The sequence below is a fragment of the Streptomyces sp. NPDC048196 genome (genome assembly GCF_040652715.1).
Classification (GTDB): domain Bacteria; phylum Actinomycetota; class Actinomycetes; order Streptomycetales; family Streptomycetaceae; genus Streptomyces; species Streptomyces siderophoricus.
Window position 1 is genome coordinate 170,843 of record NZ_JBEZMM010000009.1, and the last position, 24,716, is coordinate 195,558.

General features: G+C 72.9%; 17 protein-coding genes and 1 pseudogene. 4 read left to right on the forward strand and 14 right to left on the reverse strand.

What is annotated here, in order from left to right; genetic code table 11:
- Positions 1 to 275 precede the first annotated feature (275 nt).
- Entirely contained in the window at positions 276 to 1,052 is a 777-nt protein-coding gene (locus AB0E02_RS13330; protein WP_362138400.1) for a hypothetical protein, read from the reverse strand.
- A gap of 257 nt (positions 1,053 to 1,309) precedes the next feature.
- Between AB0E02_RS13330 and AB0E02_RS13335 the strand changes: the two genes are divergently transcribed.
- Positions 1,310 to 3,697, forward strand: coding sequence for a GH92 family glycosyl hydrolase (locus AB0E02_RS13335; RefSeq protein ID WP_362138402.1), 2,388 nt, complete (start codon positions 1,310 to 1,312; stop codon positions 3,695 to 3,697).
- Between the two features lie 94 nt (positions 3,698 to 3,791).
- Here the strand turns inward: AB0E02_RS13335 and AB0E02_RS13340 are convergent, their stop codons facing one another.
- The 11 genes and pseudogenes from AB0E02_RS13340 to AB0E02_RS13390 all read right to left on the reverse strand — a co-directional run bounded on the left by AB0E02_RS13340 (position 3,792) and on the right by AB0E02_RS13390 (position 18,167).
- The gene (locus tag AB0E02_RS13340) at positions 3,792 to 4,004 is read right to left on the reverse strand and encodes an EF-hand domain-containing protein (protein WP_030412144.1); all 213 of its coding nucleotides are present in this window, start codon (positions 4,002 to 4,004) and stop codon (positions 3,792 to 3,794) included.
- An 82-nt stretch (positions 4,005 to 4,086) separates the two neighbouring features.
- A complete protein-coding gene (gene uvrA / locus AB0E02_RS13345) occupies positions 4,087 to 6,564 on the reverse strand; it encodes an excinuclease ABC subunit UvrA (protein ID WP_362138405.1) in 2,478 nt (825 codons plus the stop codon).
- Positions 6,565 to 6,605: 41 nt separating this feature from the next.
- Positions 6,606 to 7,931: an FAD-dependent oxidoreductase gene (locus tag AB0E02_RS13350; protein WP_362138407.1), complete on the reverse strand. Its 1,326-nt coding sequence runs from the start codon at positions 7,929 to 7,931 to the stop codon at positions 6,606 to 6,608.
- Complete coding sequence (locus AB0E02_RS13355) at positions 7,928 to 8,122, reverse strand: ferredoxin (RefSeq protein WP_030412147.1); 195 nt, start codon at positions 8,120 to 8,122, stop codon at positions 7,928 to 7,930. Before AB0E02_RS13355 ends, AB0E02_RS13350 begins: the two co-directional genes overlap by 4 nt.
- Before the next feature lie 52 nt (positions 8,123 to 8,174).
- Positions 8,175 to 9,395 carry a cytochrome P450 gene (locus AB0E02_RS13360; RefSeq protein ID WP_362138466.1) on the reverse strand — a complete coding sequence of 407 codons (1,221 nt, stop codon included), beginning with the start codon at positions 9,393 to 9,395 and terminating at the stop codon, positions 8,175 to 8,177.
- A 262-nt stretch (positions 9,396 to 9,657) separates the two neighbouring features.
- Positions 9,658 to 10,278 (reverse strand): TetR/AcrR family transcriptional regulator, encoded by a 621-nt coding sequence (locus AB0E02_RS13365; RefSeq protein WP_362138410.1) that lies wholly within the window; start codon positions 10,276 to 10,278, stop codon positions 9,658 to 9,660.
- A 74-nt stretch (positions 10,279 to 10,352) separates the two neighbouring features.
- Positions 10,353 to 11,369: pseudogene (locus AB0E02_RS13370) on the reverse strand (CapA family protein); the annotation flags it as partial.
- Positions 11,370 to 13,025: 1,656 nt separating this feature from the next.
- Positions 13,026 to 15,122: a restriction endonuclease gene (locus AB0E02_RS13375; protein WP_362138412.1), complete on the reverse strand. Its 2,097-nt coding sequence runs from the start codon at positions 15,120 to 15,122 to the stop codon at positions 13,026 to 13,028.
- A gap of 322 nt (positions 15,123 to 15,444) precedes the next feature.
- A complete protein-coding gene (locus AB0E02_RS13380; RefSeq protein ID WP_362138414.1) occupies positions 15,445 to 15,786 on the reverse strand; it encodes a DUF1330 domain-containing protein in 342 nt (113 codons plus the stop codon).
- Between the two features lie 187 nt (positions 15,787 to 15,973).
- Positions 15,974 to 17,536 carry an AMP-binding protein gene (locus AB0E02_RS13385; RefSeq protein WP_362138416.1) on the reverse strand — a complete coding sequence of 521 codons (1,563 nt, stop codon included), beginning with the start codon at positions 17,534 to 17,536 and terminating at the stop codon, positions 15,974 to 15,976.
- A 457-nt stretch (positions 17,537 to 17,993) separates the two neighbouring features.
- Positions 17,994 to 18,167, reverse strand: a complete 174-nt coding sequence (locus tag AB0E02_RS13390; protein ID WP_158744962.1) for a hypothetical protein — start codon at positions 18,165 to 18,167, stop codon at positions 17,994 to 17,996.
- Between the two features lie 383 nt (positions 18,168 to 18,550).
- Here AB0E02_RS13390 and AB0E02_RS13395 point away from each other — a divergent pair, with 383 nt between their 5' ends.
- Positions 18,551 to 19,975 (forward strand): lipase maturation factor family protein, encoded by a 1,425-nt coding sequence (locus tag AB0E02_RS13395; RefSeq protein WP_362138418.1) that lies wholly within the window; start codon positions 18,551 to 18,553, stop codon positions 19,973 to 19,975.
- Here the strand turns inward: AB0E02_RS13395 and AB0E02_RS13400 are convergent.
- Positions 19,869 to 20,957, reverse strand: a complete 1,089-nt coding sequence (locus AB0E02_RS13400) for a tetratricopeptide repeat protein (RefSeq protein WP_362138421.1) — start codon at positions 20,955 to 20,957, stop codon at positions 19,869 to 19,871. The genes AB0E02_RS13395 and AB0E02_RS13400 overlap by 107 nt on opposite strands.
- A 259-nt stretch (positions 20,958 to 21,216) precedes the next feature.
- On the opposite strand from AB0E02_RS13400, the gene AB0E02_RS13405 reads away from it, so the two are divergent.
- Together AB0E02_RS13405 and AB0E02_RS13410 are read left to right on the forward strand one after the other, a co-directional pair.
- Positions 21,217 to 22,434: a lactonase family protein gene (locus AB0E02_RS13405; protein WP_362138424.1), complete on the forward strand. Its 1,218-nt coding sequence runs from the start codon at positions 21,217 to 21,219 to the stop codon at positions 22,432 to 22,434.
- A gap of 409 nt (positions 22,435 to 22,843) precedes the next feature.
- Positions 22,844 to 23,911, forward strand: coding sequence for a HAMP domain-containing sensor histidine kinase (locus AB0E02_RS13410; protein ID WP_362138426.1), 1,068 nt, complete (start codon positions 22,844 to 22,846; stop codon positions 23,909 to 23,911).
- Positions 23,912 to 23,924: 13 nt separating this feature from the next.
- Here AB0E02_RS13410 and AB0E02_RS13415 read toward each other — a convergent pair whose 3' ends face one another.
- Entirely contained in the window at positions 23,925 to 24,677 is a 753-nt protein-coding gene (locus AB0E02_RS13415; protein WP_362138428.1) for a PaaX family transcriptional regulator C-terminal domain-containing protein, read from the reverse strand.
- Positions 24,678 to 24,716 lie beyond the last annotated feature (39 nt).

The following is a 24,716-nucleotide window of genomic DNA, read 5'->3' on the forward strand; positions in this document are numbered from 1 at the left end:
CCGACACCGATGCCTGTGCTGCTACCTCTGTCTTTGCCTGTGCCTATGCCTATGCCTGTGCCTGTGCCTGTGCCTAACGTGCCGGATCTGCGCTGCTTCATGGGGGGAACCGCCTTTGTGAGGGGGGTGACAGGCCGTCCCCGCACGCACCGGCCGGGGAACTGACGGGTGGTCAGCGACCTGGAATCGCCGACCATTGAGGCACGCGCCCCCGAAGAGAGCAAGGCACGCACGCCATGATTTTTGACGTGCCTCAACAGGCTTGCCACTGCCCCTCAGCGGCCCGGCAGCCACCTCCACAGCCACGCCCCCAGCCGGTGCCGCCACAGCCACCACGGCAGTCGACGGCGGGGCACGTACGCCCACAGGTCGTCGTCCGCCTCGCTGCCGCGCGGACAGCGTCGCAGCAGGTCGAGACAGCGGCGATCGACCGTGCCGTGCAGCCGGGCGGTGTGCGCCAGGGCGACGAGGCCCTGGTGACGCAGCCTGTGGTCCGACGACTCCAGGGCGCGCTCCAGGGCCCGGGCGACCCTGGGCAGGATCGCCGCCGGGTCGGGGTGGGTCAGCGCGAGCCCGATCACCGCCACGCCCAGCAGCTCCTCGCCCCGCTCGAAGGCGGCGTCCACCTCCTCCGGCCGGTCGGTGCCGAGCAGCGCCCCGCTCTCCCGCCAGTTCATGCCCCGGCCCGACGCGGCGCGGGCGAGCAGGAACTCCGCACGCCCGGCGGCCAGTTGGCGCGCCATCGGTTCCGGACCGCCGGCGCCCTCGGACGCACTCCGCCCGACCAGTGCGAGGTAGTCCCAGATCCGCCCGGCGGCGTCCGTCTCCGCGCCCGGTATCTCCCGGCAGAACGCGTCCAGTTGGGGCTCCGACGGGCCCTGGGCGTGGATCCGGGCGAACACCTCACCACCGGCCCCCAGGTCGCAGCGGCGGAGGAAGGCGAGCCGGACGGTGTCGGCGGCGGTCAGCCGGCCGTGCAGCCGGCCCCAGGCGAGTTCGGACGGCTCGATGGCCGCGGCGTAGCGGACGAGGTCGGCGGGGATGAGGGGCACCGGGCGAGCCTAACGAGCGGAGTGCGCCGCGCCGTGGCCGCCCTCGTGACACCTGCGCCGCACGGTAGCCGCCCCGCGATACCTGCACCGCGCCGTAGTTACCTCCGAAATGCCTGCACCGGCACACCAGTTGCCCTCACCACGCCTGCGGGGCCACACCCGCAGTTGTCTTCATGTCGCCTCTTGACGCGAACCTGACGCACCCCAAGAATGAGCGCGCCCTGACAACGTTGTCGGCGAACCGGAGGTCCGGATTCATGCCATGGCCCAGTCGCAACCGGCTGCGTACCGCGGGCGCGGTGCTGGCGGCCGCGCTGGTCGGAGGCGGGCTCACCGCCCCCGCCGCGCAGGCCGCGCCGCCCGGCGGCACGCTCACCGACCTGGTCAACCCCTTCATCGGCAGCCAGAAGGACGGCAACACCTACCCGGGCGCCGCGGTGCCGTTCGGCATGGTGCAGCTCTCCCCCGACACCGGTCACTACAGCGGCTACAGCTACGACGACGACCACATCCGGGGTTTCAGCTCGGTCCACATCTCCGGCGTCGGCTGCGGGCTCGGCGGTGACCTGCCGGTGCTGCCCACCACGGGCGACCTCACCGAGACCGACAACGCCAGGTACGCGGCCGCCTTCCGCCATGACGACGAGTCGGCCCGGCCGGGCTACTACCGGGTCGGCCTGACCTCCTACGGCGGGATCACCGCCGAGCTGACCGCCACCGCCCGCACCGGCCGGCAGCGCTACACCTTCCCGGCCACCGACAGGGCCAATGTGCTGCTCAACGCCGGCCAGTCGCTGCACCGGACGGTCTCCACGAAGGTCGAGGTGCTGGACTCCCGCACCGTCCGCACCGCCCTCACCGGCCGCGGCTTCTGCCAGGACACCCAGCCGTACACCGTCTACACCATCACCCGCTTCGACCGGCCGTTCACCTCGTACGGCACCTGGGAGGGCGACACGGTCACGCCCGGGTCGCGCGGGTCCACGGCGGGTGGCCGGCACGGCGCGTACGTCCGCTTCGACACCCGCGGGGACCGTACGGTCGAGGCGACCACGGCCCTCAGTTACGTCGACGCGGCGGGCGCGGCCCGCAATCTGCGCGCGGAGGGCGGGGGTTCGTTCGACCGGGTCCGGGCCGCGGCCGATGCCACGTGGGAGCGGCGGCTGGCCCTGGTGCGGGCGCAGGGCGGCAGCCGGACGCTGCGCCGGACGTTCTACTCCTCGCTGTACCGGTCGTTCCTGGCGCCGAACCTCGGCAGCGACGCGGACGGCCGCTACACCGGCTGGGACCGGAAGGTGCACCGGACCGCCGAGTTCGGCGGCTCCGCCTACTACCAGAACTGGTCGCTGTGGGACACCTACCGCACCCAAGCACAGCTGCTCGCGCTGCTGGCGCCGCACGAGTCGCGCGACATGGCGCTGTCGGTGCTGCGGATCGACAAGGAGGGCGGCTGGCTGCCCAAATGGGGCTACGGCACGGTCGAGACGAACATCATGACCGGCGACCCGGTCACCCCGTTCCTCACCAACGCCTATCAGCAGGGCCTGCTGAAGGGCCATGAGGAGGAGGCGTACGCGGCGCTCACGAAGAACGCCGACGGGGTGCCGCCGGCCGGGTCCCCGGCCGTCGGGCGGGAGGCGAACGCGGAGTACCTGAGGGACGGTTTCGCGCCGTACGTCAAGGGCCGCCCGCACCGCAAGCCCGGCGACTCGGACTTCGACCACGGCGCCTCGGCGACCCTGGAATACGCCCTGTCGGATGCGATGCTGGCGCAGATGGCACGGGATCTGGGCCACACCGCGGACGCCGACCGCTATGCGGCGCGGGCGCAGAACTACCGGAAGATCTTCGATCCGTCGACCGGCTTCTTCCGGGCCCGGGACGAGCACGGCGCGTTCACCGGCCCGGCCGATCCGGCCAAGAGCGAGGGCTTCCACGAGGGCACGTCCTGGCAGTACCAGTGGCTGGTGCCGCAGGACCTGCCCGGGATGCTGCGGCTGATCGGCGGCCGGGAGGCGGCGGACGAGCGGCTCGATGCGTTCTTCGCGTACCGGAAGCTGCTGGCGGACCCGGCGAAGACCGCCCGTGAAGTGTGGGTCAACGGGCCGTACGACTACTACAACGCGGACAAGTACAACCCGCAGAACGAACCGGACCTGATCGCCCCGTACACGTATCTGTCCACCGGCCGGCCGTGGAAGACGACGGACGTGGTGCATGCGGCGCTGACACTGTTCACCGACACGCCCGGCGGGATGACCGGGAACGACGACCTGGGGACGATGTCGGCGTGGATGGTGCTGTCGTCGGTCGGGATGTTCCCCGTGCAACCGGGCACCGACACCTGGGGGTTGAGCACGCCGGTCTTCGACCGGGTCGAGCTGACGCTGGACCGGCGCTACTACCCGGCGGGGCACTTCACCATCACCGCACCCGGTACGTCCGCGGCCAACCGGTATGTCCGGTCGGTGCGTCTGGACGGTGCCGCCCGGGACCGTACCTACCTGACCACCGATGACCTGCGGCGGGGCCGGGAACTGGCCTTCACGGTCGGCACGGAGCCGTCCGGCTGGGGCACCGGCGAGCGGGCCGCGCCGCCGCCGGTGGGCACCGCGGCGGCGGGTGGTGCGGCCGGCCGGCGGTGACGGCACTCCGTTCGCCCGCGGCCGGCGGCACGGCGCGCGGTCGCGGGCGAACGGGCGGCGAAGGGGGTGTGCGTGCCGCGGGCGGGTGCGGGCGTCAGCCCTGCAGGGCCTGCCAGAACTCGTCGAAGGACATGGTGCCGTCCTTGTCGGTGTCCTTGGCCTTGATGACGGCCTCGGCGACCGGGCCGGTGACGAACGGGTCGCCCATCTCCGCCATCGCGTGCTTGAACTCGTCCGGCGTGACCTGGCCGTCGCCGTCCGCGTCGTACCGGTCGAACGTTGCCCTGGCCTCGTTGATGTCTGCCATGAGAGGTGCCCCCTTCGTGGTGCTGCGCAGGCTTGCGCGGTGGTGTTGCCTGGTGATCTGACCTGCGTACATTAGCGGACCCTCAGGACGGGCCCGGGTGCCCCCTCCGCCGGGCCAGATAGCGGGCGGTGCGGCTGCCCGGGGCGGCGGCGACCGCGGCGGGGGTGCCCTCGGCGACGATCCGGCCGCCGTCCGCGCCGCCGCCCGGACCGAGGTCGATGACGTGGTCGGCGCCGGCGACCACGCCCATGTCGTGCTCGACGACCACGACCGTGTGGCCGGCGTCGACCAGGCCGTGCAGCTGGCGCAGCAGCACCTCGGTGTCGGCGGGGTGCAGCCCGGTGGTGGGTTCGTCGAGCAGGTAGAGGGTGTGGCCGCGGCGGGTGCGCTGGAGTTCGGTGGCGAGTTTGATGCGCTGGGCCTCGCCGCCGGACAGTTCGGTCGCGGGCTGGCCGAGCCGGAGGTAGCCGAGGCCGACGTCCTGGAGGGTGCGCAGGCTGCGGGCGGCGGCCGGGACGTCGGCGAGGAAGTCCGCCGCGGTGTCCACGGTCATGTCGAGAACGTCCGCGATCGTCCGGTTCCGGTAGGTGATCCGGAGGGTTTCGGGATTGTAGCGGGCGCCGTGGCAGGCGGTGCACGGCGCGTAGGTACCGGGGAGGAAGAGAAGTTCCACGGCGACGAAGCCCTCGCCCTGGCAGGTCTCGCAGCGGCCGGCGGCGACGTTGAAGGAGAACCGTCCGGCGGTGTAGCCGCGGGCCCGGGACTCGTCGGTGGCGGCGAAGACCTTCCGTACCGCGTCGAACAGCCCGGTGTAGGTGGCGAGGTTGGAGCGCGGGGTGCGGCCGATCGGCTTCTGGTCGACGCGGACCAGCCGGTCGATCGCCGCGAGGCCGTCGGCACCGGCGAGCCGGGCGCGGGCCATCGGCCCGGCCTCCGTCCCGGCCCCGGTGCCGTCCTCGGTACCGTCCTCGTCGGCGTCGGCCCGGCCGGCGCCGAGGTGGTCCCGTACGGTCTCCGCGAGGACCCGGGTGACCAGCGTCGATTTGCCCGATCCGGAGACGCCGGTGACGGCGGTGAAGACGCCGAGCGGGAAGGCCGCGTCCAGTCCGCGCAGATTGTGCAGGGTGACGCCGCGCAGGGTCAGCGTCCCGGAGGGGGTGCGCGGGGTGCGCCGCGGGGGCGGTTCGGTGGCGAAGAGGTAGCGGCGGGTGGCGGAGGCCGGGGCGTCGGCGAGGGCGGCGACCGGGCCGCTGTGCAGGACCTGGCCGCCGTGTTCCCCGGCGCGCGGTCCGATGTCCACGATCCAGTCGGCGTGCCGCACCACGTCCATGTCGTGCTCGACCACGAACAGCGTGTTCCCGGCGTCCTTGAGCCGGCCGAGGACGGTGAGCAGGGCCTCGGTGTCGGCCGGGTGGAGTCCGGCGGACGGCTCGTCGAGGACGTAGACGACGCCGAACAGGCCGGAGCGCAGCTGGGTGGCGAGCCGCAGCCGCTGGAGCTCGCCCGCGGACAGGGTGGGGGCGGGCCGGTCCATGCTGAGGTAGCCGAGGCCGAGTTCGGTGAGGACCTCGATGCGGGCCACGAGGTCGCGGGCGAGCGCCGGGGCGACCTCGTCGTCGGTGCGGGCGGAGGTGGGGCGGAGCAGCTCGGCGAGGGCAGCGAGCGGCAGGCCGGCGAGGGTGGCGATGTCCCGGCCCTCGAAGGTGACGGCGAGCGCCTCGGGGCGCAGCCGTCGTCCGGCGCACCGCGGGCAGGGCTCGGCGACCATGAAGCCCTGGACGCGCCGCCTGAGCGTCTCGCTCTTGGAGTCGGCGAAGGTGTGCAGGACGTAGCGCCGGGCGCTCATGTACCGGCCCTTGTAAGGGCGCTGGATGCGGCCCGCCTCGCGGACCGGGTGGACGGTGACGACGGGCTCTTCGTCGGTGAACAGGATCCAGTCGCGGTCGGCCGGCGGGAGTTCACGCCAGGGCCGGTCGATGTCGTGGCCGAGGGCGGCGAGGATGTCGCGGAGGTTCTTGCCCTGCCAGGCGCCGGGCCAGGCCGCGATGGCGCCCTCGCGGACGGACAGTGCGGGGTCGGGTACCAGGGATTGTTCGGTGACCCGGTGGACGGTGCCCAGGCCGTGGCATTCGGGGCAGGCGCCGGCCGCGGTGTTGGGCGAGAAGGCGTCGGAGTCCAGCCGTTCGGTCGTGCCTTCCGGGTAGTCGCCGGCGCGGGAGAAGAGCATCCGCAGGGTGTTGGAGAGGGTGGTGACGGTGCCGACGGAGGAGCGGGAGGTGGGCGCGGAGCGCCGCTGTTCCAGTGCGACGGCCGGCGGCAGGCCGGTGATGTCCTCGACCTTGGGCGCGCCGACCTGGTGGATCAGCCGCCGGGCGTAGGGGGCCACCGACTCGAAGTAGCGGCGCTGGGCCTCGGCGTAGAGGGTGCCGAAGGCGAGCGAGGACTTGCCCGATCCGGACACCCCGGTGAACGCGACCAGCGCGTCCCTCGGGATGTCCACGTCGATGGTGCGGAGGTTGTGCTCACGGGCGCCGCGCACCCGTACGTACGAGTCGGCCATCCGTCCATGATCGGGCACCGGCCGCGGTGCTCGGCGACGCGTCAGCCGGTGGCCGTCGCGGTGTCGATGCGTGTCAGGGCCTCCGCCCAGGGCAACGGGGTGGCGACGACGGCCCGCAGCGCCCGGATCTGGCGCGGCGGCAGCCCGGCGGCGAGCACGGCGACCGCGCGGCCCTCCCGGCCGTAGAGCGCGAGGACCCGGCGCCCGGCCCGGTCGAGCACCGGCGTTTCGACCCGGTCGGCCCCCGCGGTCGGCCCGTACGCCTGGATCTTGAGGTCGTACTGGTCCGACCAGAAGTACGGGACCGGGGCGAACGGGCGGCGTTCCTGGGCGTCGGCGCCGTCCGCGGCGAGTTCGGCGAGCAGGTTGCGGGCGGCGGCCATGCCCTGTTCGGTGGCGTTCATCCGGTGCTCGATGCGCAGCGGACGGGCGTGCACCGGGTGCTCCCAGCGGGCCACGTCGCCGGCGGCGTAGATGCCGGGGGCGACGGCGCAGTACGCGTCGCAGCGCAGCCCGTCGGTGGTGTCCAGGGCCGGGTCGTCGCCCAGCCAGCCGACCGCGGGGGTGGACCCGATGGCGAGCAGCACGGTGTCGGCGGGCAGCCGGGCCCCTCCCCCGGCGGCTACGCCCCCCTTGCCGGGGGTACCCCCACTCGCCAGCCGGACGGCGGTGACCGCGTCCCCGTCGGTGTCGAAGCCGTCGACCGTGCCGGTGCGCAGGGTGACACCGCGGGCCCGGTGTTCCCCGGCGAGGAGTTCTCCGACCGCGGTGCCGACGGCGGCGGCCATGGGGACCGGGTCATGGCCGACGAGGGTCACCTCGTGCCCCAACTCCCGTGCCACCGCGGCCGCTTCGCATCCCAGCACCCCGTTGCCGACGATCACCAGGCGGCGGGTGCCTCCCCCGCCGGCTACGCCCTCACTGGCGGGGGTACCCCCATTGGCGAGCCGGCCGCGCAGGGCCAGTGCGTCGTCGAGGGTGCGCAGGGTGTGTACGCCGGTGAGCGCGTCGGCGCCGGGCAGCGTACGGGCCGCGACCCCGGTGGCGATGATCACGCCGGCGCAGTCGAGCCGTTCGCCGGTGTCCAGCGTGAGGGTGCGGGCGGCCACGTCGAGGCCGGTGGCCCGGGTGCCGAGCCGCAGGTCGAGGCCGAGCGGGTCGAGCTGTTCCTTGGTGCGCAGCAGCAGCCGGTCCGGCTCCCAGGTGCCGTGCAGCAGCTGTTTGGACAACGGCGGCCGGTCGTACGGGAGATGGGGCTCGTCGCCGATGAGGGTGAGCGGGCCGGTCCAGCCGAAGCGGCGCAGCGCCTCGGCCGCGGCGAGCCCGGCCGCGGAGGCGCCGACGACGGCTATCGGGCGGGTGGTCACGCCTGGACCTCGATGACGGCGGCCGGGCAGATGGCGGCGGCCTCGCGGACCGCGTCGTGCTGGTCGGCCGGCGGTTCGGCGTCGAGCAGCACCACGACGCCGTCCTCGTCACGCTGGTCGAAGACCTCGGGGGCGATCAGTACGCACTGGCCGGCGGCGCAGCACTTGTCGGCGTCGAGGGTGATCTTCATGGTGATTCTCCGTGGGGGATGGGTGAGTTGCGGGGTGGAACGGATTGCCGGTCTACCAGGTGACGGGCAGGGCGTGACAGCCGTAGATCGACATGTCGGTACGGAACGGGATCTCCTCGACCGGTATCGCGGGCCGCATCGTCGGGAAACGGCGCAGCAACGTGCCGAGGACGACCTGGAGTTCGACCCGGGCCAGGGCCTGGCCGAGGCACTGGTGGATGCCGTACCCGAAGGCGACGTGGTGCTGGGCGTTGGGGCGGGCGATGTCGAGCCGGCCGGGTTCGGGGAAGACGGTCTCGTCGCGGTTGCCGGAGGGGACGGCCACCACGACGCCCTCGCCGGCCCGGATGAGGTGCCCGTCGATCTCGACGTCCTCGGTGGCGACCCGGCGGGGTCCGTTGCGGATGATGCTGTGGAACCGCAGCAGTTCCTCGACGGCACCGCGCATCAGACCGGGGTCCTGCCGCAGCCGCTCGGCGGTCTCCGGGTCGCGCATCAGGGTCAGCGCGCTCAGCCCGATCATGTTGGCGGTGGTCTCGTGCCCGGCGATCAGCAGCAGGGCGGCGAAGGCGGCCGCCTCGTCGTGACTGATCTCGCCGGTCCGCTGCTGCTCGACGATCAGCCGGCCCAGGATGTCGTCACCCGGGTCGGCCTCCTTGGCGGTGACCAACCGGTCGAGGTAGTCGCGCAGTTCGGTCCGGGCGGCCTCGCGTGCGTCGTCGGTGACGGTGCGGGAGAGCAGGGTGCCGGTGAGCCGCTGGAAGATCCCGTGGTCGTCGTAGGGCACGCCCAGCAGCAGGCTGATGACGAGGGACGGGACCGGCAGGGCCAGCGCCTCGACGAGGTCCACGCCGCCCTCCTCGCGCCCCTCGGCGCGCTCCATCGCGTCGCAGAGTTCGTCGGTGAGGCGCTGGATCTCCGGGCGCAGCGCCTCGACCCGCTTGACCATGAACTCGCGGGTCACCATGCGTCGCAGCCGGGTGTGCTCCGGCGGGTCCCTGCGGATGAAGCCGCGGTTCTGCGTGCTGCCGCCGCCGGTCATCCCGCTCCGCGGGTAGCCGTGCACGGTGGTGTCGGAGCTGAAGCGGAGGTCACCGAGGACGGCCCGGATGTCGGCGTAACGCGTCACGAGCCAGGCCCAACTGCCGTCCGGCAGACCGACCTTGGAAATCGGCCGGGTGGCACGCAGGACGCCGAACTCGGCCGGCGAATCGAAGGGGCAGCCGCGCGGGGGCTCGACGGGCAGCGGCGCCGGGGCGGTGGACAGTGTCATTGCGCTCATCTCCTTCATCGTGCGGGTGCGCGCAGGCCGGCAGGGGCCGGGCGCCACGATCCGCACGCTCGCCTAACAACTGTAAACTTACATGTGTCATACACGGGTAAACGCGTCGGGGGGCCGTGGGAGGGAGGACGTATGACTGCGCCTCAGGCGACGGAGACGTAGGAAGAAGGCGGAACAACAGCCGGCACAGCCGGTACGCCAGCTACGGGCGGTACGAGCAGTACGGCGGTACAGCCGCTCCCTACATGGGCGCTCAGCGCTCCAACAACAACTGCAGCATCTCGTCGACGAAGCGGTCCAGCCGGCGGGTGTCCTTGCGGCTCGGCATGACCTGCCAGAGCATCACCCGGCCGTGCACCGCCGACCACAGCACGTACGGCGCCTCGGAACGCGCGCCCCGCACCCGCCAGCCGGCGTCCTCACAGGCGGTCAGCGCCCGCTGCCAGCTGCGCACCAGCAGCCCGGCGGGGTGGCCGGCCAGCCGCTCGGGGACGACCGGGGTCTGCCGGGTCTCGTACAGCAGGCGGTAGGTGGCCGGGTGGGCGACGGCGTAACGGCAGTAGGCGCGCAGCTGGGCGCGCAGCCGGGCGACCGGGTCGTCCGCGGCGGCCCGTGCGGCGGCCTCGGCCATCGCCGCCGCCAGCCGCTCGTAGCTGACCTCAAGGGTCGCCCAGACCAGCTCGGTCTTGTCGGAGAAGTGCCGGTAGATGCTCGGGGCGGCGACGCCGGCCTCCCGGGCGACCGCCCGCAGTGACAGCGCGTCCTCGCTGCCGACCTCCTCCAGGAGCCGCTCGGTGGCCCGCAGCAGTTCCTCCCGCAGACGCTCGCCCTGCCCGCGGGGGTTACGGGCCCGGACGGCCGCACTCTCGCTCACTGCCCTCCGGTCCCTTCCCTGAGCCTGCCGACGACGGATAGGCGACCAGGGTTTCACACCGGGGCGGGGCGGCCTCACCGCCCCATCGTCAGCCCGTCCTCCGCGGCGCCCCGGCTCAGCACCGCCGTGCCGATCCGCACCCGGACGTCTCGGTGCGCGCCGGTCCGTGCGAGGTTCCGCACCCGCACCCGGGTGCCCTGCTCGGCGAGCTGGGGGACGTAGGCGGCCTCGGTGACCCGCCAGCGCCCGCCGGGCCGCTCGGGCGGCGCGAACCGGAAGCGGGCCAGGGTGCCCCAGTTGCCGCGCGGCTGCCTCATCGCTCCGGAGAGCTGGTCGCCGAGTCCGTAGACGACCCAGGTGCCGTTGACCTTCTCGTACGGCTGCGGGGTGTGCGCGTGGGTGCCGACGATCAGGTCGATGTCGGGCCGGCCGTCGGTCTCGGCGGCGGTGAGCGTCCGGGCCAGGGCGAGCTGCTCCTCGTCCGGGGCGGTCCGGTACTCGGTGCCCCAGGCGGGACTGACCACCACGACGTCCGCACCGGCCCGGCGGGCCGCCCGGGCATCCTCGATGATCTTCTCCTCGTCGAGCAGGTTCACGGCCCAGGGCGCACCGTCCGGCGGCCCGCCGCCCTCGATGCCGTCGGTGTACGACAGATGGGCGACCCGCGCCCCACCGGGGACCCGGAGCAGCGCCGGCCGGGCGGCCTCGGCGTCGTCCCGGGCCGCGCCGGAATGCCGCAGCCCGACCGTGTCCAGCGCGTCCAGGGTCCGGCGGACCCCTGGAATCCCCTGGTCAAGGACGTGATTCGACGCGGTCCCGCAGGAGTCGTAACCGACCGCCTTGAGCGCGGTGGCGATCTGCGGCGGCGACTGGAGGAGCGGGTACCCGCTGAACGGTCCGTCGAGCGGGCCGAGCGGCGCGTCCAGGTGACACAGCGCCACATCAGCCCCGGAGACGACGGGGGCCACGCCCTTGAGCATCGGCCGGAAGTCGTAGCCGTAGCCGTCCAGGGGCGCGTCGTCCTGCGCGGTGTCGAGCACTTCGGGGTGGGTCGGGATCACGTCCCCCGCGGCGACGAGCGTGAACGGCCGCCGGGCCGCGGGCTCGGCAACCGGCGCCCGCCCGTGCGCAGGCGGACGGGCTTCCGTGCCCGTCCGCGATCGAGAGCCCGACGCCTCCGCGCCGCGGCTGGACCCCGTCACCGGGCGCCCACCCCCACACCCTGCGACCACCACAACGGCCAGCACACCGACCATGCATCGCCGGCCTGCTACCCAATACCTCCTATACATGCCCATACCCGACAAATATCACGTGCCACGCATTCCGCTTCGCGCTTTGCGGCGCCGCGTACGTAGCCGTCTGTTGCGACGCGGGGCTCGCTCGCCGTTGCGCATTGGGGTGCCGCCCACGTACTTGGCTGTCCCGCCGCGGGGCTTCTTTGCGGCGCCGCGTACGTACCTGGCCGTCCCGCCGCGGGGCTTGCTCGCCGTTGCGCTTTGCGGCGCCGCCCACGTACTTGACTGTCCCGCCGCGGGGCTCACTCGCCGTTGCGCATTGGGGCGCCGCCCACGTACTTGGCTGTCCCTCCGCGGGGCTCACTCGCCGTTGCGCATTGGGGTGCCGCCCACGTACTTGGCTGTCCCGCCGCGGGGCTTCTTTGCGGCGCCGCGTACGTACCTGGCCGTCCCGCCGCGGGGCTTGCTCGCCGTTGCGCTTTGCGGCGCCGCCCACGTACTTGACTGTCCCGCCGCGGGGCTCACTCGCCGTTGCGCATTGGGGCGCCGCCCACGTACTTGGCTGTCCCTCCGCGGGGCTCACTCGCCGTTGCGCATTGGGGCGCCGCCCACGTACTTGGCTGTCCCGCCGCGGGGCTTCTTTGCGGCGCCGCCCATGTACCTGTCTGTCCCGCCACGGGGCTCACTCGCCGTTGCGCTTTGCGGCGCCGCCCACGTACTTGGCTGTCCCGCCGCGGGGCTCACTCGCCGTTGCGCATTGGGGCGCCGCCCACGTACTTGGCTGTCCCGCCGCGGGGCTTCTTTGCGGCGCCGCCCATGTACCTGTCTGTCCCGCCACGGGGCTCGCTCGCCGTGCCCGCTTTGCGGCGCCCCGTACGTACCCGACCCGTCCCGCCGCGGGGCTTGCTCGCCGTTGCACGCTTTGCGGCGCCGCGTACGTTGCTCACCGTCCCGCCATGATTGCTTCTCGCCGTTGCGCCTGGCGGCGGGCGTGTGTTTGTCGGGTGCGGTGACAGCCCTACGGACTTCGTCCTCCGGTCTGTCCCCTCCCGTTGGTGGGGGGGTGAGAGGCCGGTGGGGGTGGGCGTCGTCGTGCAGCAGCACCTGACTTCGGCAGTTGTCGGGAATACCTTCGCCGGCCCGTGAGTTGAGGCCCTGCAAGGGGCACTCGCATCCCCTACGGGATCTGTTCGACCGTCCCCTACGGGTCCCAAGGGCCCCTGGTATCCCCAACGCTCACCCCCACCCACCGCATTCCCATCCCCCAACGGGAGGGGACGGGCCGGAGGGGCCTTCTTCATGGACGTAAAGCGACAGCAGTCCATGAAGAAGGCCCCGGAGGTCCGTCACCGCACCCGAAACCCACTCAGCCCGCCGCAGGCGCAACGGCGAACAACACCCGCGGCGCCGCAGACAGCCACGTGCGGGGCGCCGCAAAGCGCGCAACGGCGACCAAGCCCCGCGGCGGGACGGCCAAGTACGTGGGAGGCCCCGCAAAGCGGGCGACGCTCAGGCGACCTCGATGCCGTACTCCTGTACCAGGGCCGTGAGGCCGCCGGGGTAGCCCTTGCCGCCGGTGACGAAGTCCCAGTCGCCGCCGGGGCGTTGGCGGAAGGAGCCGAGGACGAGGGCGGTCTCGCCGCGTCGCCCTTCGGAGACCGTCAGCCGGCCCTGCTCCTCCCCCGCGGTGTCCAGCAGCCGGATCCGGGCGTCGGTGAAGCCGGAGAGGTCGGCGTCGGGGTTGGTCTGGGGGTCGACCGCGGCGACCAGGACCAGCCGGTCGGCGTCCGGTGGGAGTCCCTCGAAGTGCACCTGCACGGCGGCCCGGTCGGGGGCGGTGCCGGGCAGCATCCGTACCGAACCGTCCGGCGTGCGCGGGTTGTTGTAGAAGACGAAGTGGTCGTCGCTGAGCACGGTGGTCCCCTTGCAGACCAGGGCGCAGACGTCGAGGGCCACGTCCCCGGACCAGGTCATGCCGAGGATGTTGTGCTCCGGCGTCCCGGAGGAGGTGTCGGGGGCGGGGGCGGCGCCGGGAGCGGGCGTGCCGAGGCGGCCGCTGAGACCGTAGCGGCCGAGCAGGTCGACGAGTTCGGGGCCGGCGATCAGGCTGAGCGGTTTGCCGTTGGCGAAGGTGTGCGCGCCGGGGCCGAAGCGGGAGGTGGTCACCAGCACGCCCTTGTTGGCGCCTTCGGACTGGACGGTGCCGTACAGGTCGCGGACCGCGGTGGGCGGGACGGTGTTGCGGTAGCGCTTGACCTGCACGACGATCTTGCCGCCGCGGATCGGGTCGGGGTCCAGCGCGTCCACGTCCACCCCGCCGTCGCCCGACCGCTGGGTGGTGACGGCCTGCATGCCCATCGCGCGGAACAGTTCCGCGATCAGGTTCTCGAAGGCGATCGGGTCCATCTCGTAGAGGTCCGGCTCGGTTTCGCCGCCGTGCGAGACGACCGTGCCCGCACCGCCGGCGTCGCCCGGCAGCCGTCCGGGCCGTACCGCCGTGCGCTGGTCCGGTCGGGCGGCGAGCTGTCCGCGCAGGCCGTCGGTCAGGCACTCCACCGCGCTGACCCGGTCGAGATGGAGGGCGTCGAAGGCGCTGCGCGGGGCCATGACGGTGGCGAGGTACACCTGCGCGGGGCGGCCGGTCGCCGGGTCGACGTCGTCCACGAAGCCGTTGAGCGCCACGGAGTCCAGCGCACCGTAGGTGTCGGCGGCGAAGAGGTCCCGCAGGACCAGCAGCATGCTCTGGGCCAGGACGTCGCGGTAGAGCGCCCGGCGCTGGGCGGCCGGCCGGGCGGTCTCCTTCTCCTGGTCGGTGGTGGCCTGGTACCGGACGGCCTTGGTCTCCGGGACGACGGTGTAGCCGGGCAGTTCCCAGTCCAGGACGAGCCGGCGGGCGGTCGGCTCGTAGGCGGCGGTGACGCGGCGGGGGAACCCCTCCGGCCAGGCGGTGGAGGCGTAGAGCGCGGCGGAGAAGTACTCGACGGCGGCCTCGGGATCGCCGTTGCGCAGCCCGGTCAGCAGCTCCGCTATGCCGGCGTTGTGCTGCCGGATCTCGGCCAGCGCACCGGCGGCCCACTGGTCGTACTGCCGGCGGTAGGCCGCGAGTTGGTTCTGCCGCTGGTGTTCGGCGGCCTGGGCGGCGTACCAGTCCTGTTCGTAGCGGGCGCGGGCCTCCTCCTGGGCGCGGTCGCGGCGGGTCGCGCCCAGGTGCCGGCCGCCGGCGGGCGCCTGATAGCGGGCCGGATCCGGCATCGGTACGGGGGTGGCGAGGGCGCCCGGCGCGAACTCCTCGATGCGCTCGGGGCGCAGCAGCGCGGCGGCGGTGAACGCCGGGGCCCGGCAGCCGTCGGCGAGCAGGCCGGTGAGCGCGGCGACCCGCGCGTCCAGCTCCTCGGTCCGGCGGCGGGCGTCCGCCTCGCGTTGCTGCCGGTAGGCGGCCTGGCGTTCCCGGTGCAGCCGCGCCATGGCCCGTTCGGCGTCGCGGGCCTGCCGTTCCTGGTCGCGCTGCGCCTGGGCGTACGCGCGGCGCTGGGCTTCCTCCCGGCGCTGCTGCTGGCGCTGCGCCTCGGCCCAGACGGCCATTAATCCATGGGAACGGCGGCTCATGTCGACTCTTCGTCCTCCCCCCGGGGCGGCGGCCCCCGGAACCCTGTGGAAGCGGTTTCACCAGCACTGTTGCGGCTGACCGTCGCAGTCGACTCTAGCGGGAGGGCGTGCCGGCACGGTGCGGGACGAGCCGTTTCCACGGACAGTTACGAGGCGGGGACGTTGCCGGCGCGGGAGGTCGCCGGCGCGGGGACGTCGTCGACGCGCGGAGGCCGCCGACGCGGGGACTTCGCCCTCGCGGGGAACGTCGCCCCCGCGGGGACGTCGTCGACGCGGGGACGTCGTCGACGTTGGGGAGGCTGCCGACCCTGGGAGGCCCCCGTCAGGCGGCGGCCGCCCTCCTCGCGGCGGCGGTCCCCGAGACGTCGTAGTCGGCGCCGACTCCGGGCACCAGGATGCAGTCGCCCTCGATGTGCCGGGTGCGCAGTGGCAGGATCTCCTGGTACGCGGGGGAGTCGTACCAGGCCCGGGCCTCGTCGATGCCGGGGAATTCGATGACGACGACGAAGCCCGGCCACTCGCCCCCGCGCACCTCGACCTGCGCGTTGTGCACCCGGAACCGTCCGCCGAAGGGGTCCAGGGTCGGCTGGATCCGGTCCAGGTACACGGCGATGTCCGGGTGCGGGGCGGTGGGGCGGAGGTGGGCGATGGCGAAGGCGCTCATGGGACTGCCTTTCCGGAAGGCTTTGGCGGGTGAGGCCGCCCACGTTTCCAGGCCACCGCCACGGGGTCGATTACCTCTGGAGTCATCTGTCGGACGTCCCCCGGCCCGTCATGTGAGGACGGCGCGAGGATGTCGCATAGCCAACTCATCTGTCAGAGTCGGGCAGTTGAGGAGTGCCGGTGGTTCCTCAGATCGCTCCGCCGCGCTCCGCCCAGTACGGGTCCCGCAGCCTTCGTTTGAAGAGCTTGCCGGACTCGTCGCGCGGGAGCCGCTGCTCGAAGACGACGGCCCGCGGGACCTTGTAGCCGGCGAGCCGCTCGGCGACGTGGCCGCGTACCGCTTCCGCGGTGAGGCGTACGCCGGGTTCGGTCTCCAGGTGCGCGGCGAGGACCTCGCCGAACTCCTCGTCGGGGATGCCGAAGACCGCGGCGTCCCGTACCCCGTCCAGGGCCAGCAGTGCGGCCTCGATCTCCGCGGGGTAGATGTTGACGCCGCCGGAGATGACCATGTCGTTGCGGCGGTCGCTGAGGTAGAGGTAGCCGTCCGCGTCGAGATGGCCGATGTCGCCGATGGTGACGTACCCGGGCAGGCCCGGCGCCTCCATGGCGGTGCGTTTGGCGGGGTCACCGAGGTAGGTGAACTGCGGCCAGTCCTCGGACGGTTTGAGGTAGACGTCACCGGTGGCGCCGGGCGGCAGCGGCTGCCCGTCGGGGCCGAGGACGGCGACGTCGCCGGTCCCGCTCGCCCGGCCGACGGTGCCGGGGTGGGCCAGCCACTCCGCGCTGTCGCACCATGTGACCGCGCCGGTCTCGCTGCCGCCGTAGTACTCCCGGAGGACCGGTCCCAGCCAGTCGATCATGGCGTGTTTCACATGCGGCGGACAGGGCGCGGCAGCGTGCACCACGGAGGTGAGCGACGACAGGTCGTAGCGCTCGCGGACGTCCTTGGGGAGTCGCAGCAGCCGTACGAACATCGTGGGTACGACCTGGACCTGCTCGATGCGGTGCCGTTCGATGAGGCGCAGGAACTCCTCGGCGTCGAAGCGCGGCATCAGGGTGAGGTCGAGGCCGGCGGCGAGCGCGAGGACGGCGTGCTGGCTGGGGGACGCGTGGTAGAGCGGCGCGGGGATCAGCGTACGGCCGCCGGGGGCCACCGCGAAGTACTCCAGGAACCGCTCCACGGCAAGGTCGAGCCGGTCCGGTGTGACGGGGGCGCGCAGAACTCCTTTGGGGCGCCCGGTGGTTCCGGAGCTGTAGATGACGGTGGGCGGGCGTTCCGCGGCGGGCCGGTCGAGCGGCTCGTGGCCGGCCAGCCAGTCGTCGAGCAGCGGGTGCGCGCCGGTGGGCGGGGGTGCGGCGATGCCGCAGGCGGCCGCCACCCCGGCGGGTACCGCGACCTCGACGAGGCGGGCGCCCACCGGCAGCACGGCGGCCACCTGGTCCAGCAGGTCGGTGTGGACGAAGACCAGTTTGCTGCCGCTGTCGGTGAGGACGTGCCGCAGGTCGTCGTGGCGGAAGTGCCAGTTGACCGGGACCGCGGAGGCGCCGAGCAGGGCGGCGCCGGCGGTGATCTCCAGGTGTGCGGGCTCGTTGCGGAGGACCACGGCGATCCGGTCGCCCGGGTGGACTCCCGCGGCTCGTAAGCCGCTGGCGATCCGCGCCGCGCGGTCGGCGAACTCGGGGTAGCCGCGCTCCTGCCCGGCGCAGCGGATGGCGGGGGCGCCGGCGGCGTGCGGGGCGACGGCTTCCATGGGACCTCCAGTGGCTGCGGCCGGGCGGCTCATTGAACAGCCAACCGCGCCGGTCCACCAGGTCACGGTGCGCCCGAGCGGTCCGGAGGAGAGCCCGACCGTATGCATCTCGGCCAACCGGCGACGGCCACTTTGCTCCGATCAATGTGCCCGTACACCCTGCTCGGCGCCCCCACAATCGCCCGCTTCCCTCCCAGGTGCTCCGGTGTTTGTCGTGTCCTGGGGGTTCCGGTCGGGGGGCCGGGCCTGCACCATGCGGGAGGACACGGGAGGCGCGCGCCCGGTTCGCCGACACGGAGCGGACCGGTGAGGCGCATATGAAGCTGCTGTGGTCGAGCCCGAGCCAGTCCCAGCAGGTCGTGCCGCAGCGCCGGCTCTATCCGGGCTGATCCTGGTCGGGCGTCGGCCCCGACCCTGGAGGGTGCTGCCCCAAGGGTCAGGGCCGACGTCCGAGCGGTCAGTCGATGCCGCGGAAGATGTGCGGCTCGCCGGGATCGTCGTCACAGCCGGCCAGCCGCACCGGCCCGCAGCGGTCCCAGACTTCGAGGTTACGGACTTCCTTGATCCGACCTGGTCGCTCGCCCCCCTGCTTCAGCCGGGGTTGCTTGGGTTGAACCTTGTGCACAGCCACCACGCACTCCTTCATCGAGGTATTGGTCCGACGCGGTGGCGCCTTGTTCACAGAGCGGGAAGTCGGCCAAGGTTTGTGGCGTTCCCGCGACGGGCCAATGGTGTTGGCGTCTCCCAGATAGGTCGTCCGTCGACCCTCAGGGTAACTACGGCGCCCGCGCCGCGCTCGACGTTTTCCGGCGAGATGGTCATGTCACCGGAAGGCGGGAATAGCGCGCCCTTGGGAGACCGGGTCGACAAAGCCGCAATGTGACGCACATCACACACTCCAACGGCTCACAGGTTGCTGCAATTGCCCCGATCCGTACGCTGGAGGGTGACTGGCGAGTGACCGCGCGGACGGAGTGTTCCCGGGTGCGCGGCGGCAGTGCTACCCATGGGCGGGTGGCATGGTTCTCGGATTCCGGTTACTGGCTCGGCCGGCTGGTTTTCCAGCGGCTGCTGGCCGTCCTCTATCTGCTCGCGTTCCTCGCGGCACTACGGCAGTTCCGGGCGCTCATGGGGGCGCGCGGGATGCTGCCGGTGCCCGAGTTCGTGGCGCGGGTGCCGTTCCGCTTGGCACCGTCGGTGTTCCACTGGCGCTATTCGGACCGCTTCTTCGCGGGCTGGTGCCGGTCCGGGATGGTGCTGTCGGCGGCGGTGGCGGCGGGTGTCGCGGACGCCGTACCGCTCTGGGCGTCGATGGTGCTGTGGGCCGTGCTCTGGGCGCTGTACCTGTCCATCGTGAACGTCGGGCAGACCTGGTACAGCTTCGGCTGGGAATCGCTGCTGCTGGAGTCGGGCTGCCTGGCGGTGTTCCTCGGCAACGCCGACACCGCGCCGCCGGTGCTGATCATGTGGCTGCTGCGCTGGGTGCTGTTCCGGGTGGAATTCGGTGCCGGCCTGATCAAGATGCGCGGTGATCGCTGCTGGCGGGATCTGACCTGCCTGTACTACCACCACGAGACCCAGCCGATGCCCGGCCCGCTGAGCTGGTTCTTCCACCATCTGCCCCAACCCCTGCACAAGGTCGAGGTGGCCGCCAATCACGTCGCCCAACTCGCCCTGCCCGTACTGCTGTTCACCCCGCAGCCGATCGCCGGCTGGGCCGCCGCGGCGATGGTGGTCACCCAGCTGTGGCTGGTGCTGTCCGGCAACTTCGCCTGGCTGAACTGGGTGACCATCGCGCTCGCCGCGTCCGTCGCCGCACCCCTGTGGGCGCAGCCCGATAGGCCGCTGCCCGCCCCGCCCCTCTGGTTCGAGGTCCTGGTCCTGATCGCCACCGCCGGCGTCGCCTGGCTCAGCTACCGCCCGGCCCGCAACCTGCTCACCCGGCAGCAGATGATGAACACCTCCTACGAGGCGCTGCACCTGGTCAACTCCTACGGCGCCTTCGGCAGCATCACCCGGGTGCGCCGGGAGATCGTCATCGAGGGCACGACGGACGCGGTGACCGGGCCCGGGACGACCTGGCAGGCGTACGAATTCCACGGCAAGCCGGGCGACGTGCGCCGGGTGCCGCGCCAGTTCGCGCCGTATCACCTGCGGCTGGACTGGCTGATGTGGTTCGCCGCGCTGTCCCCGGCCTATGCGCGGTCCTGGTTCGTACCGCTCGTGGCGCGGCTGCTGGAGAACGACCGGGACACCCTGCGGCTGCTGCGCACCAATCCGTTCCCCGACCTGCCGCCGGCCCGGATCCGGGCCCGGGTCTTCCGCTACCGCTTCACGACCTGGCGGGAACTGCGGGAGACCGGAGCGTGGTGGCATCGCACCGAGGAGCGGGAGTTCCTGGCGCCGATCGGGCGGTCAGCTCTGTCCGGAAGGCGCTGACCATGGCCCGCGCATGGCGCAGCCCTATTCGGGCGAACTCCTTTTCCAGCGCCGTGAGTTCGGCCAGGGTCTCGTCCAGGTCGTGGCCGAGCCGGGCGCGGGACTTGGCCAGCCCCAGCCGGGACAGCGCCTCCCCGCGCGGCTCCTCCATCGCCCGGAACTCCCCCAGCGAGAGGGTGTAGGTGTCCCGGGCCGCGGCGTAACGGCCCGCCCGGTACAGCACATTGCCGCGCATCTTGTGGTTGTAGGCGAGCGCGCTCGCCAGGTCCATCCGGCGGCAGACCGCCTCCGCCTCGGACAGCAGCGCCAGCGCCCGCTCGGTCTCGCCCCGCACGGACAGCACATCGGCGATCCCCCGCAGCGACCAGGCGCGGCCCCGCGCGTCATCGCCCTCCTCGGCTATCCGGGCGGACTCCTCGAACAGCTCCAGGGCCTTGTCGTACTCGCCGGTGTTGCGGTGCATCTGGGCGATGCCGGACATCGCCCAGACCGTGTGCCGGGCCTCGCCGTGCTCCCGCGCCTGGGCGAGCAGCTGCTCGTGGAGCTCGGCGACCGCGGCGTAATCGCCCTGTATGCGGCCGGTCTCGGCGAGCCCGGCGAGTGCGTAGCCGTGCGCGAGGCGGTCGCCGCCGTGGTCGGCCAGCGCGACGGCGTGCGTGAGCAGCCGGCGGGCCAGCGGCAGCGTGCCGCACTGGCGGGCCAGTGTGCCGCCGCTCCACAGCGCCCAGGCCATGGCGCCGGCGTCACCCGCGCTCCGGCCACTGCGGTAGCTCTCCCGCCAGGCGTCGCCGGCCTCCGCGACCCGGCCGAGCCGCCGGTTGGCCTCGGCGACCGCGAGCCCGGCCCGGGCCCGCTCCAGCGCCGTGCCCGCCTCGGCGCGCGCCCGGCTCGCCGTGGCCAGCACCTCCTCGTAGGACGAATTCACGCCCAGTGCCGCGCCCAGCTCGCCCTGATATTCCGGTGCGAACGCCTTGCCGTACATCAATCCCGGACCTCTCGATCATTTCCGTGCTTGATCACGAAAGTACGAGCGATCGGGGGTCCGGCGAATCAACCCACGTATGGGTCCTTCCGTACAACTGGAGTGCTACGCCGGGGTGCCTGGTCATCTTGGGGATGTAGGGGTCTCTCAGGGTCGAACCCCGAGAGGGCAAGGCGCGGACGCGTTCCCCGCCGTTGCACGCTCTGCAATTCGCGTTGCACCTCTTGCCGACGCGGGCGGGGCGGGCCACCCTGCTCCCATGACGGAAGCGCGCACGGATTCGCGTACGGGGGCGGCGGCCGGACCCGGGATGGGCCGCCGCCGGTTCCTCGGGAGCGTGGCGGCGGGGGTGGCCACGGCCGCCGGTGCGGGAGTGCTGGCCGTCGGCGACGCGGCGCCCGCCCGGGCCGGACGCGCCGCCGGCCGCCGCCCGCACGGTACCCGCCCGCTCTTCCTGGGCACCTACACCTCGAAGGAGGGCGGCGGCACCGGTCTCGGCCTCGCCGGGTACGACACCACGACCGGCCGGATCACCGCCACCGGCGTGGTCACCGGCGTGCCCGACCCGTCCTACCTCGCCCTCGCCCCGTCCGGCCGCACCCTCTACGCGGTCGACGAGCAGCAGGAAGGCCAGGTGACCGCCCTCGCGATGGCCCCGGACGGCCCGCCCACCGTGCTGGGCGCCCGGTCCACCGGCGGGGCCGGCCCCTGCCACCTGTCGGTGCACCCCGGCGGCCGCTGGCTGCTGAGCGCCAACTACCTCTCGGGCAGCGTGGCCGTCCACCCCCTCGACCGGGCCACCGGTGCCCTCGGCCCGCGCACGGACCTGGTCACCCACAGCGCTCCCCCGCCCGGCCCCGGCCAGGACGGACCGCACGCCCACCAGATCATCACCAGCCCCGACGGCCGCCACGTCCTGGCCGTCGACCTCGGCAACGACACCGTCTACAGCTACCGGCTCGATCCCACGGCCGGGAAACTCACCCAGGTGTCGATCGCGTCACTGCGTCCCGGCGCCGGTCCCCGGCACCTCACCTTCCACCCCACCGGAGACTTCGCCTACCTGGCCAACGAGGTGGACAACACGGTGGTCGTGTGCGGCTACGACCGCCGGACCGGACGCCTGACACCCGGCGCACCGCAGTCCACCGGGACCGGCCCCGGCACCAGCTATCCGGCCCAGATCCTGGTCACCGCCAACGGCCGCTACGCCTTCCTCGCCAATCGTGGCCACAACAGCCTCACCCGTTACGCCGTCACGGCAGGCGGGGCGCGGCTCGTCCTGCTGGACACCGTGCCGGTGGGCGGCGACTTCCCCCGGCACATCGCCTTCTCCCCGGACGAGCGGTGGCTGTTCGCGGCCAACCAGAAGTCGGGCACGGTCACGGTCTTCTCCGTCACGGCCCGCACCGGAACCCTGACCCCCGCCGGGGAACCCTTCGCCGCACCGCTCCCCGTCTGCACCCTCCCCCTCTGAACGCCGGGCCCCGCTGCCCACCTCGTTCTGCTGCCCGCCCGCCCCGAAACACCGCGGCAACAGTCCGGCAGGGTTGGCCGATCAGCGTCCTCGCGTTCCTCATCAACTCCTACGGCGCGATCGCCCTGTTCGTCCATCTCGCGATCGCCGTGGCCCAACTCCGCATGCGACGCTCAGCCTGCTGACGGTCGCCGTGGTCCTCACCGCCTACGAAGTCCGCCGCCGGGGACGCGGGACGACGCCCGGCCCTGACCGTCGTGATGCGCGCCCTGCTCCGCCGGGCGCCTGACTGCCTGACGCCTGGGCATCACGCATTCCTTCCTTACCGCCGGTTTACCACTCATTTGCGCAGGATGGGTGCGACGTGGCAACTGCCCTGCACCGTGGGGCACCTGAGGGAGGACCAGTCGTGCGCGCACCCGCCGCCGATCACCCCCGTCGGCCGGCGCCGTGGTTGCGGCCGACGATCCGGGTACGGCTGACGCTGCTGTACGGCGGCATGTTCCTGGTGGCCGGGGTCGTGATCGCTGCGCTGATCGGTGACTGCCTCCGGGTGCACGGGGCGCCGGCGCTGGGCGACTTCGTGAACCGTTCGTTGCTGGCGTTGCTGGGGCTGACGGTGGTGGCGTTCGCGTTCGGTTATGCGATGGCGGGGCGGGTGTTGTCGCCGTTGGGGCGGATCACGCGGACCGCGCAGCGGGTGGCCGGGTCGGATCTGCACCGGCGGATCGAGCTGGGGGGTCCGGACGACGAGCTCAAGGAGCTGGCGGACACCTTCGACGAGATGCTGGACCGGCTGGACCGGGCGTTCGAGTCGCAGCGGCGGTTCGTGGCCAATGCTTCGCACGAGCTGCGGACGCCGTTGGCGATCAACCGGACGTTGCTGGAGGTGCAGCTGGCCGATCCGGACGCCTCGCCGGAGCTGGCGCAGCTGGGCAAGACGCTGTTGGCCACCAACGAGCGCAGTGAGCAGCTCGTGGAGGGCCTGCTGCTGCTGGCGCGCAGCGAGAACAAGGTGGTGGACAAGAAGCCGGTCGATCTCTCGGAGGTCGCCGCTCAGGCCGTGGACCAGATCCGCGAGGAGGCGCAGGCCAAGGGCATCGCGCTGCGCGGGGTCCGTCAGCAGGCGTTCGTGCAGGGCAACGGTGTGCTCCTGGAGCGCATCGCGCTGAACCTGGTGCAGAACGCGGTGCGTCACAACATGCCCGACGGGTGGGTCGAGGTCAGTGCCGAGCCGCAGCCGGGGTGTGCGGTGCTGGTGGTCACCAATACCGGGCCGGTGGTCCCCGCCTATGAGGTGGAGAACCTCTTCGAGCCGTTCCGCCGGCTGCGCACCGAGCGCACCGGCAGCGACAAGGGCGTCGGGCTGGGCCTGTCCATCGTCCGCTCGGTGGTCCGCGCACACGACGGCACCCTCACCACCGAGCCCCGCGAGGGTGGCGGGCTGACCGTACGGGTCGAACTCCCGGCCTCCTAGGAGGTGCCTGCCCCTAGTCGGACACGTACGGGCGAAGCGCTTCCCGGAGGTCTGCTTCGAAGCGGGCGTAGTGGGTGCGGAGCGGGGTGCCGGGCCAGTCGGGAGGAAGGAGGGCGGCGGGGAGGAGGGGGTCGGCGAGCAGGTGGCGGAGGGCGGCCGCGGCGATGGTGAAGCGGTCGGCGAGGGTATCGGCGCGGTCCAGCGCGGTCATCAGGGCGCGGGCGTGGGCCGCCCAGGCGTCGAGGTCCCAGAGCCGGGCGGCGAGTGCGGCCGGGTCGTCGTCCGGGGTGCCGGTGAACCAGGTGCACTGTTCGGTGACGACCGCGGGGCGGGGCCGGTCGAGGTTGGCGGGGCGCAGCCAGCTGCCCTCGCGGAGTTCGGCCAGCCGGAGGCCCCCCATGGCCTGCCGCAGCGCGGTGCGCTCCGCGGCGGGGCGGCGTTCGGCCGTGGTGACGACGGCGATCTCCCAGTCCCCGTGCCAGCGGCGGGTGCGCGGGGTGCGGCTCTCGTCCTGGCGGGCCTGGCGGGCCAGGAGGCGGCTGGTGAGGGCGTAGGTGCCGCCGGTCTGCCGCAGGTCACCGGCGGCGACCATGCGGGACAGGGCGACCCGGACGGTGCCCTCGGCGACGCCGAAGAGCTCGCCGACCCGTACCAGGGCGCGTGCGGGCAGGCGCGGCGGATGGTGGCCGAGGAGGGTGCTCAGCACGATCGAGCGGGCGGTGAGCGGCCGCGGTCGGTCGAGGGGGGTGGGGCCGTCGTCGTTCATGGGTGGCTGGAGTTTACGGGGCGGCGGCGGGCGGCCCGG

Bases quoted from the DNA above. Each gene is read 5' to 3' on its own strand.
- AB0E02_RS13400 (WP_362138421.1), bottom strand. From the start codon at position 20,957: ATGTACGGCAAGGCGTTCGCACCGGAATATCAGGGCGAGCTGGGCGCG.
- AB0E02_RS13360 (WP_362138466.1), bottom strand. From the start codon at position 9,395: ATGACACTGTCCACCGCCCCGGCGCCGCTGCCCGTCGAGCCCCCGCGC.
- uvrA (WP_362138405.1), bottom strand. From the start codon at position 6,564: ATGGCCGACTCGTACGTACGGGTGCGCGGCGCCCGTGAGCACAACCTC.
- AB0E02_RS13380 (WP_362138414.1), bottom strand. From the start codon at position 15,786: ATGAGCGCCTTCGCCATCGCCCACCTCCGCCCCACCGCCCCGCACCCG.
- AB0E02_RS13335 (WP_362138402.1), top strand. From the start codon at position 1,310: ATGCCATGGCCCAGTCGCAACCGGCTGCGTACCGCGGGCGCGGTGCTG.
- AB0E02_RS13415 (WP_362138428.1), bottom strand. From the start codon at position 24,677: ATGAACGACGACGGCCCCACCCCCCTCGACCGACCGCGGCCGCTCACC.
- AB0E02_RS13405 (WP_362138424.1), top strand. From the start codon at position 21,217: ATGACGGAAGCGCGCACGGATTCGCGTACGGGGGCGGCGGCCGGACCC.
- AB0E02_RS13375 (WP_362138412.1), bottom strand. From the start codon at position 15,122: ATGAGCCGCCGTTCCCATGGATTAATGGCCGTCTGGGCCGAGGCGCAG.
- AB0E02_RS13385 (WP_362138416.1), bottom strand. From the start codon at position 17,536: ATGGAAGCCGTCGCCCCGCACGCCGCCGGCGCCCCCGCCATCCGCTGC.
- AB0E02_RS13355 (WP_030412147.1), bottom strand. From the start codon at position 8,122: ATGAAGATCACCCTCGACGCCGACAAGTGCTGCGCCGCCGGCCAGTGC.
- AB0E02_RS13340 (WP_030412144.1), bottom strand. From the start codon at position 4,004: ATGGCAGACATCAACGAGGCCAGGGCAACGTTCGACCGGTACGACGCG.